Source organism: Myxococcales bacterium, assembly GCA_016712525.1.
Lineage (GTDB): Bacteria > Myxococcota_A > Polyangia > Polyangiales > Polyangiaceae > JAAFHV01.
Genome location: JADJQX010000001.1, coordinates 1,486,988 through 1,502,615, shown reverse-complemented (window position 1 = coordinate 1,502,615; position 15,628 = coordinate 1,486,988). Strand labels below are relative to the sequence as shown.

The following is a 15,628-nucleotide window of genomic DNA, read 5'->3' as shown; positions in this document are numbered from 1 at the left end:
ACCATCCATGACTCTCTCTCGACGATTCTCCGATCCGACCTCGCCCGAGCGCAGGGCCCTCACGGCCGCCATGCGTGTCGCGCTCGGCGGGGCCATGCTCGTCGGGTGTGGTGGCCGCGTGGCTCCCGAGCACGACGGCCCCGCGCCCGTGCCGACCACGTCCGGCGCCGCGCCCTCCGCACCCGCGACGATTCCCGAAGCCTCTTCGGAGCGGAGCCCTGCGCCCGTACCGACAGCGTCGACGGCCCCTGCGGCTCCGGGTACGAGCGGCACGGAGACCAGTGTCCCCTGCGCCGAACGGCTCCGTGCCGCCTTCCCCGACGGTGGCGCCCCGTGGTTCGTGAACGAGCCTCCCATCACGAAGGACCCCGCGCTGGTGACGTGCTGTGAGCGCGTCGAGGCCGCCACGGCCCCGGATGCTCGGGTCGACGTGCTCCGCGCGTCGGGCTGTTGCCACGTGGAGTTTCCCGGTTGGGGTGCGGCCTGCACGCCTTGGGGCCCGCCGGTTCCGCCCGCCATGCCCGCGAGGGTCGCGTGAGCGCGGCGACCGCGAGGGGGGTGCTCGATCTGTCCGCGCCGTGCGCGCGCGTCGCGGAGTCCCTCGGCGTCGCGGTGCCCGCGGAGCTCGCTCCCGCGACGCGCACCACGTGGCTCGGGCGCATGGTGAACGAGTATCGCTCGGGCGCCGTGTTCGAGCACACGGCGAAGGTCCTCGCGCGCGCGGGGTGCTCCACGGACGTCGTCGACACGTGCCTCGGCTTCGCGACCGAAGAGCGCCACCACGGGGTTTTGTGCGGCGCCGTCGTGCTTCGCGCTGGCGGAGAGGCGCGCGCCGTCGTCGGCCCGGACGAGCCGTTCCCGGAGCACGCCGACACCACCGCACGCGCAGCCGCGGTGAGAAACCTCGTCTCCATCTCGTGCATGGCCGAGACCGTGGCCGTCGCGCTCGTCGGTGACGAACGCGAGCGCATGCCGGAGGGGCCCCTTCGTGAGCTGCTCACCCGCATCTGGGCCGACGAGATCAGGCACGCGCGCTTCGGTTGGCGCACGGTCGCGGCGCTGCTCCCCGAGCTCGACGCGGACGAGCGCGAGGCCGTGCACGCCTACCTCCCCGTCGCCTTCGAGCACCTCGAGCGCCACGAGCTCGCGCACCTCCCCGTGGCCTTTCGCGCACCCCCGGGGGGAGACGAGGTGGGTCTCTGCTCGGGCGTCGAGGCGAGGGAGCTCTTCTACGCAACGGTCGAGCACGCGGTGGTGAGCGGCCTCGAGGCGATCGGCCTACCGGCCGCGGAGGCCTGGAGACGTCGCGCCGCGTTCGCCCCGAGTGCCACGATCGCCATCGTCGCTTGAGGTGCGTCGGTGCTCGGTCCTCCGTTCGGGTGACTGGCAAGGCGCCGAGAAACGCGGACACTCTCGGGAGGACGACGCCGAGGTCCGGCGTTCTCCTGAGAGGGAGCGACCATTGGCATGAGCACCGAGCTCGAGAGCACCATTCGGTCGTGCGCGAAGGAACAACGCACGACCTACGCGGTCGGCGGAGGCGCGATGAGCGTGTCGGGCGTCTTGCTCTTCGTGCTCGCGCTCTTCGTCCAAGGCAAACCCGGGGAGGAGGCCATGCGCGTGGGGGCCGGCGTGCTCGGCGTCGTGCTCGCGGTCGCGGGCGTCCTCTACGCCAAGGTGATGATGGCGCGCGTGACCACGTTGGTCGAGCTCCTCTTGGTCCGCCGCGCAGAGCTCCGCGACCCCGTGCTCATCGCGATGCGACGCGCGGGCGTGGTCTTCTCGCACGCGATCACGGTGCGCGACGCGAAGGGCACGCGGTACCGCATGCGTGTGCCCGCCGAGGCCGATGCGCGCCGCATGCTCGAGGGTGTGGCGCGATCGTAGCGTGAAGCTGCTCCCCGCGAGCGCCCAGCGCTTGATCGAGCGGCCCCGGAGGCGAAGAGAAAATGTGAGGGGAGCCCTTGACCTTGCACTTAAGTGCAAGCCGTACAACTTGGGTATGCACACGCTCACGTCTCCTTCGCACGCTCCCCACGGCTCGTTCCTCTCCGCGCTCGGCTCACCCGACGACGACATCGTTCGGGATCCACGCGCGCGCGCGGTGCTCCGTGCCGGCGCCCTCTACGACCTCGTCGTCACGCTGCCCTTCGCGACGCCGATCACGGCGGCGCTCGTGCTCTCGGCGTTTCGGAAGATCCACGGCGCGCTCGGTCTCGGCGGGCCGACGCTGCCCGAGTTTTCCCCGACCCACCTCCTCTTCGTCGCGTTCTTCGGCACCGTGGTGAGCTTCTGGTCGTACCTGCGGCTCCGCTCCCACGCGCGGCGCCTCCACGCGCTCGACACGGTCGGGCGTTTCGTCTTCTCGGCGTGGCAGATATGGGCGCTCGCGAACGGCGCATCGCCCCTGCTCGTCCCGTTCCTCCTCTTGGAGCTCGCGTTCGGCGTGACGCAGGCCCTCGCCGTGCGAAAACCGTGAGCCACGCGCCTCACGACCTGCGATCCTCGGGCATGGCTCGACTCACCATGCTCGAGGTCGCCCGCGCCGCCGACGTCCCCCGTACGACCATTCGCTTCTACGAGCGCGCGAAGCTCTTGCCGACGCCATCGCGATCGCGTGCAGGATACAGGCTCTTCCCGGAGGAGACCGTGGTCGTCGTGCGCTTCGTGAAGCGCGCGCAGGCGCTCGGTTTCACCCTCGAGGAGCTCCGCGCGTTCCTCGCGCTCTCTCGGGGCAAGGTCCCACGCGGCGTGGACGTGGTCTCGCTCGCCCGCGCGAAGGTCGCCGAGATCGACGACAAGGTGCGGGACCTTCGCCGCGTGCGACGCGCGATCGAGGAGCGCATCGCGCGCGGTCACGTGGACGGGCCGTGCCCGATCTTGGCGTCGCTGGGGGGCGATACGCCCTCGGTCTGCGGTGTGGACGAGCCTCGGAGACGCCCTCGACGCGCGTGACCACGGTCGTTGCCAACCCGAGGCGCGACGGCGCCGTCAGAGATGGCACACCCTGGCATTACATCTTACCTAAAACTTCCCACGATTCGGTCGGCCCGTTTCTTGCGGAGCTCGGCCGATCATGAAGAAGCCCTACGCGCTGTCCATCGCCGTCGCCACCGCGCTCGCCACCGCGCTCGCCGCATGCGGCACCTCCAGCATCGCGGACGTGGACGACGGAGCCGACGCATCGGTGGATGGCCGGACCGATGCGTCAGTGGATGGCGGGACCGACGCGCTACCCGTCTCCGACGCGGGAGGCGGCGACGCGAGCGCATGCGTCCCATCGCCCGTGGTGGGAACGGCGTGCACCGGCGGCCAGAAGAGCTGCGAGAAGATCGACGGATGCTGCGTGCCCCAGGTCGTGTGTGACACGACGAAGGGCACCTGGGAGCTGCTCCATCTGCAGTGCGCTTGTCCGGTCGTGCCGTGCGGCACGAGCACGTGCCCTGGTACGCAGTACTGCCAAGCGCAGGCCTCTGGCGTCGACGGCGGCACGACGTCCTACACGTGTGTGGACTACCCGAAGGCGTGCGAGCGAGACTGGACGTGCGCGTGCGTGCAGGCTAACGGACCGGCGCGATGTGCGGCGGTACCCGCCTCCTGCGTCGACACGGGCGGCCGCCCGACCGTCACCTGCGCCGGACAGTAGCTCGGGTCCGCGCTTCGAGTTGCGTCCATGTCGAGGTCTCGGCGCTACCCGCAGTAGCCCAGGTCGTTCATCTTGCCGTAGGCGTCCCAGTAGGCGCGATCGGTGAGGTTGCACCCGTTCGGGAAGTTGCTCTCGGCCTTCGCGCAGTCGACCGAAGCTGTGACCATGGCCTGCGTCCTCACGCACGAGGGAATGCACCGACGGCGGAGAGCGTATCGAAGATGGCGGCGCGCGCGAGACGATCCACGGGTGGCGACCTCGAGTATCATGGGGCTCGGGGCATGGCCGACGAGACCACGATGCAGGAGGGGGAGCTCCCCTGGGTGAAGGCGAGGGCGCACGCGCCTCGTTCCGCGCCGACGTTCGTGATCGCGTGGAGCCTCGAGGAGCCCTCGCGTGTGGGCGAAATCGCGTCCGTGACCCGTGAGTCGGTGATGGGGCGTGGAGGGCCCCCGAGCGACGACACGACGACCACGAGGCTCGTGTTCCGCCGCGCGCGTCCGCCAGGGATCGACGTTCGGTCTTCGGCCGGGGAGCCGCTCGGCGGGAGCCGCATTTCGCGGGTCCAGCTCCGCGTGCGGCCCGACGGCGACGAGCTCGTCGTCGAGAACGTCGGTCGGTGTACTATGCAGGTCAACGGCGTGGAGACGAACGACGCGCGCGTGCGCCCCGGGGACACCATCACCCTCCGAAACGCCCTCGTCATCGCGGTGACACGGCGCACGCTCACGCTCCCGCAGCTCCGCGCGTACGACGCCCCAGCGCATCCGTTCGGCCGAGCCGACAAGCTCGGGATCGTGGGCGAGTCTCCGGCCGCGTGGGCGCTCCGCGACGATCTCGCCTTCGTCGCGAAGTCGAAGCTCCACGTCCTCGTCCTCGGGGAGAGCGGCACGGGGAAAGAGCTCGCCGCCCGCGCGATCCACGCGATGTCCGAGCGCGCCTCGAAGGCGCTCGTCGCGCGCAACGCGGCGACCTTCCCGGAGGGCCTCGTCGACGCCGAGCTCTTCGGCTCGGCCAAGGGGTACCCGAACGCGGGCAGCCCCGAGAGGCCCGGGCTCGTCGGTGAGGCGGACGGCTCGACGCTCTTCCTCGACGAGATCGGTGAGCTCCCCGAGAGGCTCCAGGCCCACTTGCTGCGCGTCCTCGACGCCGGAGGGGAGTACCAGCGGCTCGGGGAGTCGCGCACGATGCGATCGGACCTCCGGCTCGTCGCCGCGACGAACCGAAGCGCCGCGGACCTCAAGCACGACTTCGCCGCGCGCCTGGCGGCACGCGTCTCGCTTCCGCCCCTCGCGACGCGCACGGAGGACGTCCCGCTGCTCGTGGGCCACATCGTGCGCAAGCTCGCCGAGGGCACTCCCGCGCTGCGCGATCGCTTCTTCGAGCCGACGACGTCCGAGCCGCGGCTCGATCCGGATCTCGTCGAGCGCCTCCTTCGGCACACGTTCACCCACCACCTGCGTGAGCTCGAGCGCCTGCTCTTTTTGGCCGTGTCCACGAGCCGCGGAGCGTTCGTCGAGCTCACGCGCGAGGTCGAGGCCGAGCTCCGCACACAAGGCGCCACCACCTCGGCGAGCACGGACGAGCCGGACGAGGAGCGCGTGCGGGCGGCCCTCGGAGACGCGGGCGGCAACGTGACACGCGCGGCCCGCGCCCTCGGGCTCAAGAACCGCTTCGCCCTCTATCGGCTCATGAAGCGCTTCGGCATCGAGGACGACGAAGGCGACCCGAGCGCGTCGGGGGCGTGAGATCAGCCGAGCTCACGCGTCGGCATGAGACCGCGGAGAAACTTGTCGATCGTGCCCTTTACCGCATCCACGTGACCCACGTACGGGAGGTGATCCTCGCCCTCGAGCTCCACGAACGTCGCGCCAGGGACGAGGCTCGCGAAGAAACGCCCGGCCTCGACCGGGACGAACAGATCGCCCCTACGGTGCACGACGAGGGTGGGGGCGAGCAAGCTCGGGAGCACGAGGCGCACGTCCATCGCCGCGTACTCGCGGAGCATGGCGACGGCGCTGCCGGGGCTCGCGGACATGCGCATGTAGGCTCCGAGCCAGTCGGTGAAGGTCTCGTCCCCGACGCGCGACGGGGCCTCGAGCTCGACGAAGACCGGCTCGCCCCAGCTCTCCTCGACCTGCGCGACGATCTCCTCGAAGTGGGCCTCGGTGTGGCCATGGCGGTACCCGCCTTCGCGGACGAGCCGGGCCGTTGCCGCGTAGGCCACGACGCCGCGGACTCGGCCCGGATGCGCGATCGCGTAGGCGGCCGCGACCGACGCCCCTTCACCGATCCCGAGGAGCACCGGCAAGTGCACGCCGGCGGCATCGAGCACGGCGCGAAGATCGGCGACGCGGTCCTCGACCGTGAGGACCCGATCGGCTCGGTCCGAGAGGCCCGCGCCGCGTTTGTCGAAGATCGTGACACGGCACGTCTGCGCGAAGTGCCCGAGGAAACCGGCGAGCGACGGGTGCTCGTGCGCCATCTCGACGTGCGTGAGCCAGCCGGGGAGAACGACGAGATCGATCGGCCCGCGGCCGAACGTCTGGTAGGCGAGGCTCGTCGCGCCGTTCTTGGCGTAGCGCGTGCGGAGCCCCTCGGGGCGTGAAGGCCGCGAGCGCGGCCCGCTGTCGTCCTTGGGGGACGGTGTCGTCGCGAGGGGAGACACGGCCCTCGAAGGACCACGGGTGGTGGCGCCGTCGTCGGCCCCGCGGCGCATCGCACCCATGACGAACGCGTACGCACGCTTCCACGCGCGCCGGAGGTCGTCCGTCCACGGGTCGGGGTCGTGCCGCTCGAGGACCTCGAGCAAGACCTCGCCGAGGAGATCGTAGTGCTCGGGCACGACGCCATAGCCCACGTGGCGTCGGCCCAGGTCGCGGAGCACGGGGGCGAGCTTCTCGGGCTCGCGGAGCCCCTCGACGGCGAGGCGGAGCGCGTGCCAGAGCTTCTCGCGCTGGCCCCCGAGGTCCTCGGGGAAGAGGGCGCGGGCCTCGGGCAGGCGCGCGAAGATTCCCGAGTAGATCTCTTTGGTTACGGCCTCCATACTCTCCGAGAGGCGAGCCAACGAGGCCGCGGTCGTCATGGGCTCTCCCTGGAGGGAGATGGCGTCGATGCCCATGGAGGCGGGGAGGAAGACGGACTCGATCTCCTCGAGCGCGACCCTCACTTCGTCCGCGGTCGCGAACCGCTCGAGCGCGTGGCGCTTCGTGCAGCCGTCGACGATGCGCGCGAGCGACTCGGGCACGTCGGGGCACCGGGAGCGGATCGGGGCGATGTCCGTGGTGATGACCCGCTCGGCGAGCTCGCGCGTGGCAGCGCTGGAGACGGGGACCTCACCCGTGAGCAGCTCGAAGAGCACGATGCCGAACGCGTAGAGATCCGAGCGCGGCGTCGCACCCTCTCCGAGCCACAGCTCGGGCGCGAGGTACGAGGGCGTCCCGACGATGAGCCCGGGGCGTGTGAGCCCCGTCGTGTGCCGCGCCCCCGACTGGTCGGATCGGCCTCCTGCGGGCTCCGACGTGTCGCTCGGGGGGTCGTCGTCGAGCTTGGCGAGGCCGAAGTCGAGGATTTTTATCTGGCCCTCGTCGGAGAGCATCACGTTCGCGAGCTTCACGTCCCGGTGAACGACGCCGGCGCGGTGGGCGGCCGCGAGACCACGAGCGATCTGGGTGGCGATGCGCAGCACGCTCGTCCACTTGAGGGGCCGCTGGATTTTGTCGAGGCTCTGCCCGCGCACGAGCTCGTACGCGATGTACGGATGACCGGACACCTCTCCGATGCGAAACACGCCGACGACGTTCGGGTGGGCGAGCTTCGCGATGGCCCGCGCCTCCGTGACGAAGCGGGCACGGGCCGCCGGCGTCGGCGCAGCCTGGGCGATGAACTTGAGCGCGACCTTGCGATCGAGCATCTCCTCGCGGCCGAGATAAACGTGCCCCATCCCCCCGCGCCCTAGCTGGCGCTCGACGACGAACGAGTCGAAACGCTCCGGAGGCACGAACGCCGCGGTCGATTCCGGTACAGGCTCCACCATCAATCCACGAACCTAGCACTTGCCGGTTCGTCATGGGCCCGGCGAAAGGCGGAGAGGGCCCTCCGTCACTCGAAGAGCCCTCTCCCGGTTTCGTTGGCGCGCTACGGGTCCGTCTGCCCCGAGGACATCAGGGCGCGGGTGTCAGCGGCCGGCGGCGCGGGGGAAGTAGACGTTGACCTCGGTGCTGCGCTTCAGGCCCATGCAGCCCGAGTTTCCCACGAGCTCGATCTTGTACTTGCCGGTCGCGCGGGGCAAGAGCACCGCCTTCTTGCTCGGGAACGTGTACGCCTGCGCCGCCGCAGAGATCGCTTTGCCGTCTTTGCTCACGAGCAAGAAGCCCTTGCACTGCCCGGTCCCTGCGAAGCTCACCTCCACCGACGGCGCGAGCATCGGGCTCGCGGGCACCGGGACCTGACCGCTCGCGGGCGACAGCGCCGTGAACGCTCCCGTCTTCACCGTCGCCGACGCCTTCAGCGCCGCGAGGTTGCGCTTCGCGCCCTTCCACGTCGACTTGCCTGCCGAGGAGGGCTTGTTCTTCCCCTGGTAGTTGCCGGGAGCGTCGAAGAGCTTGGGGCCCGCGAAGTAGTTCGCTCCCGTGGCGTCGTCGAAACCGATCGTCGTCGACCCGTCCGGGTTGTGATCGACCCACCAGTCACCGTCGTCGTACACCTCCGTCCACCCGCCGTTCGGGAGCCACGCCGAGTACGCGAGCTCCGATGCTCCTCCCGAGCCGCTGTCGCCGATGTACCCCGTGCACACCGGGAACACCTGCGCGTTCTCACTGCAGATCACCTGGCTCTGGCTCTGCGCGGCGACGGCCTCGTGCGAGCTCGAAGCGACGACGGCCGAGGTGACGAGAGCGAGGGCGAGGAGGGATTTCTTGGACATGACGATGGTCTCCTTCGTGGGCATCCGGGGAGAACCGCTCTCCCCGTCGTGCCGTTGTGCGAGACCTTCATTGCAGAGGCCGTACCAACCGTAACTGCTCGTAACTACTCATCATCCACATCCGCACCACCTGTGCACGCACGTGTGCGGACCGTGCGTGCACACCTCACGCACACCTCCGACGAGGCCGCCCTCGAACGATCGGGACGCGGCACATCCCGACGGCTCCCACGACGATGGGGGTGGGTGACGGAGCGGCGCCGCTCTATAGGGAGGCCATGTCCAGCTCCTACGTGCATGGCTCGACCGACGACCACGAGGTCCAGCGGCTCGTCGTGCAAGCGAGGTTCGTCGCAGGGTTCGCGCTCGACGGCTTCGACGCCGAGGTGGGCGCGCGGGTGCTCGACCTCGGGACCGGCGTGGGCGCCATGGCGGCCGAGCTCGCCCGGAGGTACCCCGGCATCACCCTGACGGGCGTGGATCTCTCGGAGGCCCAGCTCGCGGCGGCGCGCGCGAAGAACCCGGTCGCCACGTACGTGCACGCCGACGCCTCGCGGCTCCCCTTCCCCGACGCGAGCTTCGACCGGGTGCACGCTCATGGCGGTTGGTGCGAGCAAGGCTAACGCAGGTGCAGCCTCGGCCAAGGAGAACACACCGACGAGCCCGCCTCGATGACGCCCCCGATGTGCGGCGTGCGGCGTCGGCATGGACTATTTGGAGTGAGGGACCCCCATGTACCCGGGTCAGCAGGGGCAATTTGGATGGAAGACCCGGATGCGCAGCGTCAACGGCGGCCGTTGGGATGGAAAGACGGATGTACGGCGTCAGCAGGGACCAAGACGATGCGGCCCCGGCCATGTTGTCGCTCAGGGCTAAGTGTCACGCCACACCGCTCCACAAGTGGCGTAGGGATTGATAACATTATGGCATGCGGCGCCTATTTTGCTTGCATCGACCGCGGTGAACGTCATCGTGATGGAATCAATGACGCGCTCTTGCCGGGCACCCACCCAAGAGGACATCCGCATGCGTACCCTCCGTTGCCTCGCCGTTCTTGCGCTTCCCGCCCTCGCGGCGTGTGCGATCACTCTCGAGCCTGCACCACGCGGCACCACCCAGCAGGCGATTACTGGTGTGGCCGATCCCGACACGCCCGAATCGAAGGTCGTGGTTCGGTTCAAGGCGGAGGCCGGCCCCGAGGTTGAGAACTGCACGGCGACGTACCTCACCCCCGATCTCTTGGTCACGGGCGCGCACTGCTTTCCTGAGGGGAGCGGTCCGTCGAGTGTGACCATGTTGTCGAGTCCCGGGCGGACGGTCGTTCGGTTCGAGAAGCGGGCAGACGGGGAAGACGACGCGACGGACCTCGCCCTCGTGTATCTCGCGCCGCTCGCCGCGGCCGATGCCACCTGGTGGACGGAGTTGCTCGAGCGAAAGATGACCGCGCCGTGGCCGTCGTCGCCGTTGCTTCCCGTGGTGTTCGGGTTTCCTCCGCGGCCGGACAGTGAAGCCTCGGGGTTCAATGGGGAGAGTCCGGAGCGCCGTCGCGGCCCCACCTCGGAGCTCCTTCGATTCGGCGGGTATTGGCAGGGAGAGGCGCCCGATCTCGTGGGCGGGAACTCGGGCGGCCGCTCTATACTGTCGAAGCTACGGGGCGGCGCCTTTTCGGCGTTGCCGTTAGGGGGGGTGGCCCCGGGGGCACCACGAACGTCTGGTGCGACATTACCGAGCCAGGCAACGCCTCGTGGCTGAAGCAGAACGCGAGGGAGACGCGGCGCACGCCTACCTGGCGCATCCGGCACGGTTTCGGAGTGGACACGCCCTACGGCGCGGTCGACTATACCGGTGCTTGCGATACGGTCCGCGACCCGGATTGTGACCACTGGTACACCGAGCACGACAACTGTGCGACCACGTTCAACCCGAACCAAGACGACCAGGACGATGACGGGCGGGGGGATGTGTGCGACAACTGCGTCGAGGTGAAGAACCCGTCTCAGGCCAACTGCAACCTCGCAGCCGAGGAGGCGCGCTTCGCCGCGCAGGAGTTCGGAAGCCCTGGGGCGCGCGAAGCGTACATCGTCGGCGACGCGTGCGATCCCGTGCCGTGCCCGGCGGGGAACGCGGACGAGGTCGAATGGACCGATACGAACTGCGTTCGTGTGGGGGACCACGACGAGTGCACATCGCGCCGGCGGGCGAGCACGTTTCGTACACCGACGGTCGGCTCATCGCAGATGAATCCGCCTGGGCAGGACCCGGTGACGTCGGTGGTGCCGGGCGTGGTCACCGAGTTTCGGTTCTGCAAGAGCGTCGAGTTACCCAACTACATAGTCAACTGCGCCGACCCGAGTGTGATGAAGGACGAGCAGCTCGACTTTGGAGAAGTGAGCAACAACCCGGCGCGCCCCTGGCACCGCGTACGGTTTGGGGCGACCACACCCGCCACGACCAGAACCTGGGACTACGGTCTCACGCGGACGCTCATCCGCTGGCGCCACGAGGACGACGTCGCGGCCTGGTTCGCCTCTACCACGAACGGCTTCTACGGGATTCGCCTACCCGATTCGTGCACCACAAACCCGGCTTCATGTTTGGACGGCGTATTTTGGATGCACGCGAAGACCAACGTGGGTCGGGCTGAGCGCGGCATTTCCGACCTGTCGAATCGGTTCACGCACGTGGTGCCGGAACGTGGAACGGTGGGCTATTGCCCCATGCTTCCCGAAGGGATCATCGTGCAAGATCCCTCGCCGGAGGGCGGTGTGGGCGTTCCGGAGTGGGAGGTGGTGCTGGGCTCGAAGGCAAGGGTCGGGCTCGCGCCCGGGCGGATGGGCGCAGATCCCCGCTCGAGCGTGCTCGCGGTGCCCATGGTGAGCTCGGTGCACGCCCGCGTGGGCCCCATTGGGGCGCTGCGCGACGACGGCTTCGTCGTGCCGCTCGCGGCCGGCGTGGGCGCGAGCCCGGAGCCTGCGTGTACGGACAAGAGTGCCACGGGCGCGTTCGCCAAGCTCACGACCAAAGTCCGCTGGGGAAGCAACGTCGACCCGAATGGATGGTCGAGCGTGCTCGGCTCCGAGCTGATCGCGGTGGGGCTGGACGACTCGAATGAGCCTCGCGCGGCGCGGCTCGTCGGCGATACGCTCGACGAGGTACCGAAGCGCACGGGGCCGCTCGTGGCGATCGCCGGCGAGGAGGGGCCGCAAGGAGTGACGGCGCCGCTCCTCGTGTTCTCGCCCGCGGCGGGTGGCTTCTACGCGTTGGGTGGCACGCAAGCTTCCAACGCCCAACCCTCTCTCGATGTCTGGTTCCACCCTCTCCCTGGGCCTTGGCAGCATGTGACCAGGTTCGAGAACCGAGACGCAGTTCTCGCCGCGACGTACTCGTTCGCGGATCGGCACCTCTGGATGGTGGTCGCGCCCGAAGATGTGGAGAAGGGGTACCGTTTGCAGCGGCTGTCGCCCGTGGACGGCGCCCACGAAGAGGTCTACCAATTCGCCTACCGCACGGGCGCAAAGCCGATCCTGACGGTAGACCGGGATGGTTCGATTCTTCTCTCGATGGCCCGCGCCACAGAGACGGGGCAGGCGCGCTTCTGGCACGACGAACAAGGGTACCACGCGCAGCGGATCGCGCCGCTCGCGGGCAAGTTGCATCGTCCGATCGTGGTCGACGACGTGGACTACGCTAGCGTCCTAGAGACGGCGAGCCACCTCCAGGTGAGCCGCGCGACCGAGCTGGATACGCTGGGATCCGCAGTGGCATGCCCGTGCGAGGCCACGTTCGGGGAGCTCCTATGAGGCGCTCCACGACCACCCTTTTGGCAGCGTTTGGTTCCGGTCTGACCATCGTCGTGGCGAGCGCAGTCGGATGCGACAACCCTGCGGTGACTCCTTCGCCTCCGGCGAACGACGCCGCGGTCGCAGACGTGCGGGAAGCTGGTGTGCCTGATGCCACGGCACCCGATACGGCGGTGCCCGAGCCCACCCCGCCGCGCCCCGATTTCGTTCCAGAGGGCTGGGAGCTTTGGACTGGCTTCAAGAAGGCGGCGCAGATCTACTTGCCTAAGCGGAAAGACGTGCTCCCGCCTCCGGCCAAGTGGGAGCCTTGTGACCCTGCGTTCTTCCCCGACAACCCGGGCGGGACGGCGTGCGAGGAGTGGGCCACTGTGGAGCCTGGGCAGACAGGGGCCGGGACCATGTCCGCCTTCTCGAATTTCACGCCGCCGGTCGGGCGCTTCCTGCTTCCGCAGATGCGGATGTTTGGAACCCACTATACGTGGGTAGTCGTCGATGTGGCGACCGGAGAGCCGCTGAATGCGCTGATGGCGGCGTCACCTGCGTGGGTTGCCAATCCGTTGTGGCCAAGCGCGACCGGCACCTTTTATCGCGTTGGGGAATATGGGACCCCGGGGCCGGTGACCGGGTACGTGATCGCGCCTCACGATCCCTCACTTCCTCAGGTCGTCGGGACGTACCCCGGCAGCGCCTCGTCGTTCGTGCTGGGGGATTCACTCCTCGGTCTACAGGTTGTCGGTGCGGTGGGCCAAGGCCCATGGTCGAACCCACGCGCTCAACTCTTGTTAGCGGACCCGCGGTTGCAACCGCTCATCATGTTTTATCGGGGCGATACGGCGTACTTGGAGACTACAGGAGGGGTTAATCGTCGTATTTACCAAATCGCGCGCCCGGGGGCAGGGCTCGAGACATGGTTCGACAACGCCCAGAATCTATACGGCTACGAGTCGAACCTGGCGACCGACGGCACGGACCTCAGCTGGGTGCACTACGAGGGGTGCACCACGACGGCCGCCGGGTCGTGCTCGTCCCATGACGTGTACGTTGCGAAGGTGCCTTCGCCCGGTTCGCGGCCGGTGGGACGTCGGCTGCGGAGCAGCAGCCTCCTCTTTCCGGATACCACCGTCGGCTGCGGGCACATCGCCGCATCAGGGGGGTACAAGGACTACCACAGTGAGCTCCGCGTGATTCGCATCGCGGACGGTGTATCGTTTCTCCGGCGTCAAATGGATGCGTCGAAGGAGTATGGATACACTACCCCCCTCGCGGTCACTTGCGAGCACGTGTATGTGATCCGCAGCCCAAGGATGGCCGATCAACTCCCCAACGTCGTCCGTATCCGTCTCGACGCCCTGGGACCGGGGATTCCCCCAGATTGATGGCACCACGGGTCATGTCCTCCTCCTACGTGCATGGCTCCACGGACGAGCACGAGGTCGAGCGGCTCGTCGTGCAGGCGAGGTTCGTCGCGAGCTTCGCGCTCGAGCGCTTCGACGCTCCGGCCGGCGCGCGTGTGCTCGATCTCGGGACCGGCGTAGGCGCCATGGCGGCCGAGCTCGCGCGGAGGTACCCGGGGATCACGCTGACGGGCGTGGATCTCTCGGAGGCCCAGCTCGCGGCGGCGCGCGCGAAGAACCCCGTCGCCACGTACGTGCACGCCGACGCCTCGCGGCTCCCCTTCCCCGACGCGAGCTTCGACCGGGTGCACGCGACGTGGCTCCTCGAGCACGTCGCGGATCCGTGCGCCGTGCTCCGCGAGGCGCGGCGCGTGCTCGCCCCGGGTGGGTTCGTGCACGTGTGCGAGGTCGACAACGCATCGCTTCGCGTGAGGCCGCCCCTCCCCGACCTGACCGACACGTTCGACGCGTTGAACCTCGCGCAGGCCGCGGCGGGGGGCGACCCTTTCGTCGGCCGAAGGCTCGAGGCGCTCGCGCGCGAGGCCGGGTTCGGGGACGTCGTGACACGGGAGGTGCTCCTCCTCGGCGACGACGCGCACCCCGCGATGCGCGAGGCCCTGTACGAGGAGTTCGCGGGCATCTGCGAGAGCCTCGACGAAGCGTTGGCACCCGACGAAGTGGCGCGTGCCAGGCGCGCCGCGGCGGAGCTGCGGGCCCGAGGAGAGGGGACGTCGCTCGAGTACCGGCCGGTCGTGCTACGGGCGCGGTGACGAGGGGTCGATGACCGGGCAGCTCCCCGTGGTCGCGATGCCGCGCAGGGTGAAATCGAACGTGCGACCCTCGAACGTCGCGGTGAAGGTGTCTTCCCGCTGGCTCGTCCCGAAGGCCTCGTCGCCGCTTCGCCGGACTTCGACCCGAGCGACGCGCGATTACCGACAGTAGCTCATGTTGTTCATTTTGCCGTAGGCGTCCCAGTAGCCACGATCGGTGAGGTTGCAGCCGTTCAAGAAGGCGCTCTCGGCCTTCGCGCAGTCGACCGACGCAGTGAACATCGCCTGCGTGCTCACGCACGCGGGGACGGAGCTCCCGAACGGCTTGCAGGCCTTCTGCATGCGCCCGAGGAGCTCACGGTAGCGCGCGGGTGAGCACGTGAGCGCGGCGATGATGTACTCGTCGCCGCCGCACTTGATCGCGGTCTGCTTGGCGGCTTGGGCATCGGCGATCGAGGACGCGGCGAGGGCGCCGGCACCGAAACAGCCGACCTTGGTCGCGAACTTGAGGGGAGTAACGCACGCTCCGACGGCCGAGAGCGTGTTGAAGACGGCTGCGCGCGCGGCCTCGCCGGACTTCGCGCCCGTGCCCTTGCAGCTCGCGGTGAGCGCCTCGGAGCTCTCGCCGGGCTCGATGTCCTCGGACGGGATGTCTTCGGCGTCGACGGCCTCGGCCGTGCAGCCGGTCGCGCCGAGGGCGACGACGAGAAGAGAGGAAACGAAGACGAGTGTGCCGAGGCTTTTTTTCACGGGGGAATCTCCTTGAGGAGCCCTCTGCACACACGGTGCCACCGCTTCCCACCCGCATTCTCCATTTCCACTTCGGAGAATTCGCGGGGTCTCGATGCGGGCCAGCGCTCGACCGGCTGGCGCGACGGGGGCACGAGGCCGGTTCAGGTCCTACGGTGGCCGATCGGGCAAGGGGGCGGGTCGGCCTCGCCGGAGGAGGGCACGGCCGCGACACGCAGCGATTCGAGCCCAGCGGGCTCCGGGTCACGCGATGCGCGGCTCGAGGCGCTCAGGTGTCGCTTCACGCTGCCTGCGCTCGATCGAGGCGAGAGCGAGCTCCCTCGGTGGAAGGTCGTGGGTCTGGC

The 15,628-nt window shown here is 69.1% G+C and carries 15 protein-coding genes; 12 read left to right on the top strand and 3 right to left on the bottom strand.

Features of this window, described 5'->3' with window-relative positions:
• The first annotated feature begins 7 nt into the window (after positions 1-7).
• From IPK71_06475 to IPK71_06445, 7 genes are all read left to right on the top strand, one after another.
• Positions 8-538, top strand: coding sequence for a hypothetical protein (locus IPK71_06475; protein ID MBK8213383.1), 531 nt, complete (start codon positions 8-10; stop codon positions 536-538).
• Positions 535-1,350 carry a ferritin-like domain-containing protein gene (locus IPK71_06470; protein ID MBK8213382.1) on the top strand — a complete coding sequence of 272 codons (816 nt, stop codon included), beginning with the start codon at positions 535-537 and terminating at the stop codon, positions 1,348-1,350. The genes IPK71_06475 and IPK71_06470 overlap by 4 nt, the downstream gene beginning before the upstream one ends.
• 117 nt (positions 1,351-1,467) lie before the next feature.
• Positions 1,468-1,887 (top strand): hypothetical protein, encoded by a 420-nt coding sequence (locus IPK71_06465; GenBank protein MBK8213381.1) that lies wholly within the window; start codon positions 1,468-1,470, stop codon positions 1,885-1,887.
• Between the two features lie 190 nt (positions 1,888-2,077).
• Positions 2,078-2,479 (top strand): hypothetical protein, encoded by a 402-nt coding sequence (locus tag IPK71_06460; protein ID MBK8213380.1) that lies wholly within the window; start codon positions 2,078-2,080, stop codon positions 2,477-2,479.
• 32 nt (positions 2,480-2,511) lie between these two features.
• Positions 2,512-2,955 carry a MerR family DNA-binding protein gene (locus tag IPK71_06455; GenBank protein ID MBK8213379.1) on the top strand — a complete coding sequence of 148 codons (444 nt, stop codon included), beginning with the start codon at positions 2,512-2,514 and terminating at the stop codon, positions 2,953-2,955.
• Between the two features lie 121 nt (positions 2,956-3,076).
• Positions 3,077-3,646: a hypothetical protein gene (locus IPK71_06450; GenBank protein ID MBK8213378.1), complete on the top strand. Its 570-nt coding sequence runs from the start codon at positions 3,077-3,079 to the stop codon at positions 3,644-3,646.
• Between the two features lie 281 nt (positions 3,647-3,927).
• Positions 3,928-5,394, top strand: a complete 1,467-nt coding sequence (locus IPK71_06445) for a sigma-54-dependent Fis family transcriptional regulator (protein MBK8213377.1) — start codon at positions 3,928-3,930, stop codon at positions 5,392-5,394.
• A 2-nt stretch (positions 5,395-5,396) separates the two neighbouring features.
• Here IPK71_06445 and IPK71_06440 read toward each other — a convergent pair whose 3' ends face one another.
• Together IPK71_06440 and IPK71_06435 are read right to left on the bottom strand one after the other, a co-directional pair.
• Positions 5,397-7,682, bottom strand: coding sequence for an alpha/beta fold hydrolase (locus tag IPK71_06440; protein ID MBK8213376.1), 2,286 nt, complete (start codon positions 7,680-7,682; stop codon positions 5,397-5,399).
• Positions 7,683-7,823: 141 nt separating this feature from the next.
• Entirely contained in the window at positions 7,824-8,570 is a 747-nt protein-coding gene (locus IPK71_06435; protein ID MBK8213375.1) for a hypothetical protein, read from the bottom strand.
• A 278-nt stretch (positions 8,571-8,848) separates the two neighbouring features.
• Here IPK71_06435 and IPK71_06430 point away from each other — a divergent pair, with 278 nt between their 5' ends.
• The 5 genes from IPK71_06430 to IPK71_06410 all read left to right on the top strand — a co-directional run bounded on the left by IPK71_06430 (position 8,849) and on the right by IPK71_06410 (position 14,534).
• Positions 8,849-9,193: a class I SAM-dependent methyltransferase gene (locus IPK71_06430; protein MBK8213374.1), complete on the top strand. Its 345-nt coding sequence runs from the start codon at positions 8,849-8,851 to the stop codon at positions 9,191-9,193.
• Positions 9,194-9,596: 403 nt separating this feature from the next.
• A complete protein-coding gene (locus IPK71_06425; protein MBK8213373.1) occupies positions 9,597-10,322 on the top strand; it encodes a hypothetical protein in 726 nt (241 codons plus the stop codon).
• A gap of 59 nt (positions 10,323-10,381) precedes the next feature.
• Positions 10,382-12,370, top strand: coding sequence for a hypothetical protein (locus IPK71_06420; protein ID MBK8213372.1), 1,989 nt, complete (start codon positions 10,382-10,384; stop codon positions 12,368-12,370).
• Between the two features lie 53 nt (positions 12,371-12,423).
• The gene (locus tag IPK71_06415) at positions 12,424-13,746 is read left to right on the top strand and encodes a hypothetical protein (GenBank protein MBK8213371.1); all 1,323 of its coding nucleotides are present in this window, start codon (positions 12,424-12,426) and stop codon (positions 13,744-13,746) included.
• Positions 13,747-13,760: 14 nt separating this feature from the next.
• Positions 13,761-14,534, top strand: coding sequence for a methyltransferase domain-containing protein (locus tag IPK71_06410; protein ID MBK8213370.1), 774 nt, complete (start codon positions 13,761-13,763; stop codon positions 14,532-14,534).
• Positions 14,535-14,693: 159 nt separating this feature from the next.
• Here IPK71_06410 and IPK71_06405 read toward each other — a convergent pair whose 3' ends face one another.
• Positions 14,694-15,284 (bottom strand): hypothetical protein, encoded by a 591-nt coding sequence (locus IPK71_06405; GenBank protein MBK8213369.1) that lies wholly within the window; start codon positions 15,282-15,284, stop codon positions 14,694-14,696.
• Positions 15,285-15,628 lie beyond the last annotated feature (344 nt).

Coding starts and splice junctions, on each gene's coding strand:
- IPK71_06465 (MBK8213381.1), top strand. CDS start 1,468: ATGAGCACCGAGCTCGAGAGCACCATTCGGTCGTGCGCGAAGGAACAA.
- IPK71_06425 (MBK8213373.1), top strand. CDS start 9,597: ATGCGTACCCTCCGTTGCCTCGCCGTTCTTGCGCTTCCCGCCCTCGCG.
- IPK71_06430 (MBK8213374.1), top strand. CDS start 8,849: ATGTCCAGCTCCTACGTGCATGGCTCGACCGACGACCACGAGGTCCAG.
- IPK71_06435 (MBK8213375.1), bottom strand. CDS start 8,570: ATGTCCAAGAAATCCCTCCTCGCCCTCGCTCTCGTCACCTCGGCCGTC.
- IPK71_06450 (MBK8213378.1), top strand. CDS start 3,077: ATGAAGAAGCCCTACGCGCTGTCCATCGCCGTCGCCACCGCGCTCGCC.
- IPK71_06475 (MBK8213383.1), top strand. CDS start 8: ATGACTCTCTCTCGACGATTCTCCGATCCGACCTCGCCCGAGCGCAGG.
- IPK71_06440 (MBK8213376.1), bottom strand. CDS start 7,682: ATGGTGGAGCCTGTACCGGAATCGACCGCGGCGTTCGTGCCTCCGGAG.
- IPK71_06410 (MBK8213370.1), top strand. CDS start 13,761: ATGTCCTCCTCCTACGTGCATGGCTCCACGGACGAGCACGAGGTCGAG.
- IPK71_06455 (MBK8213379.1), top strand. CDS start 2,512: ATGGCTCGACTCACCATGCTCGAGGTCGCCCGCGCCGCCGACGTCCCC.
- IPK71_06445 (MBK8213377.1), top strand. CDS start 3,928: ATGGCCGACGAGACCACGATGCAGGAGGGGGAGCTCCCCTGGGTGAAG.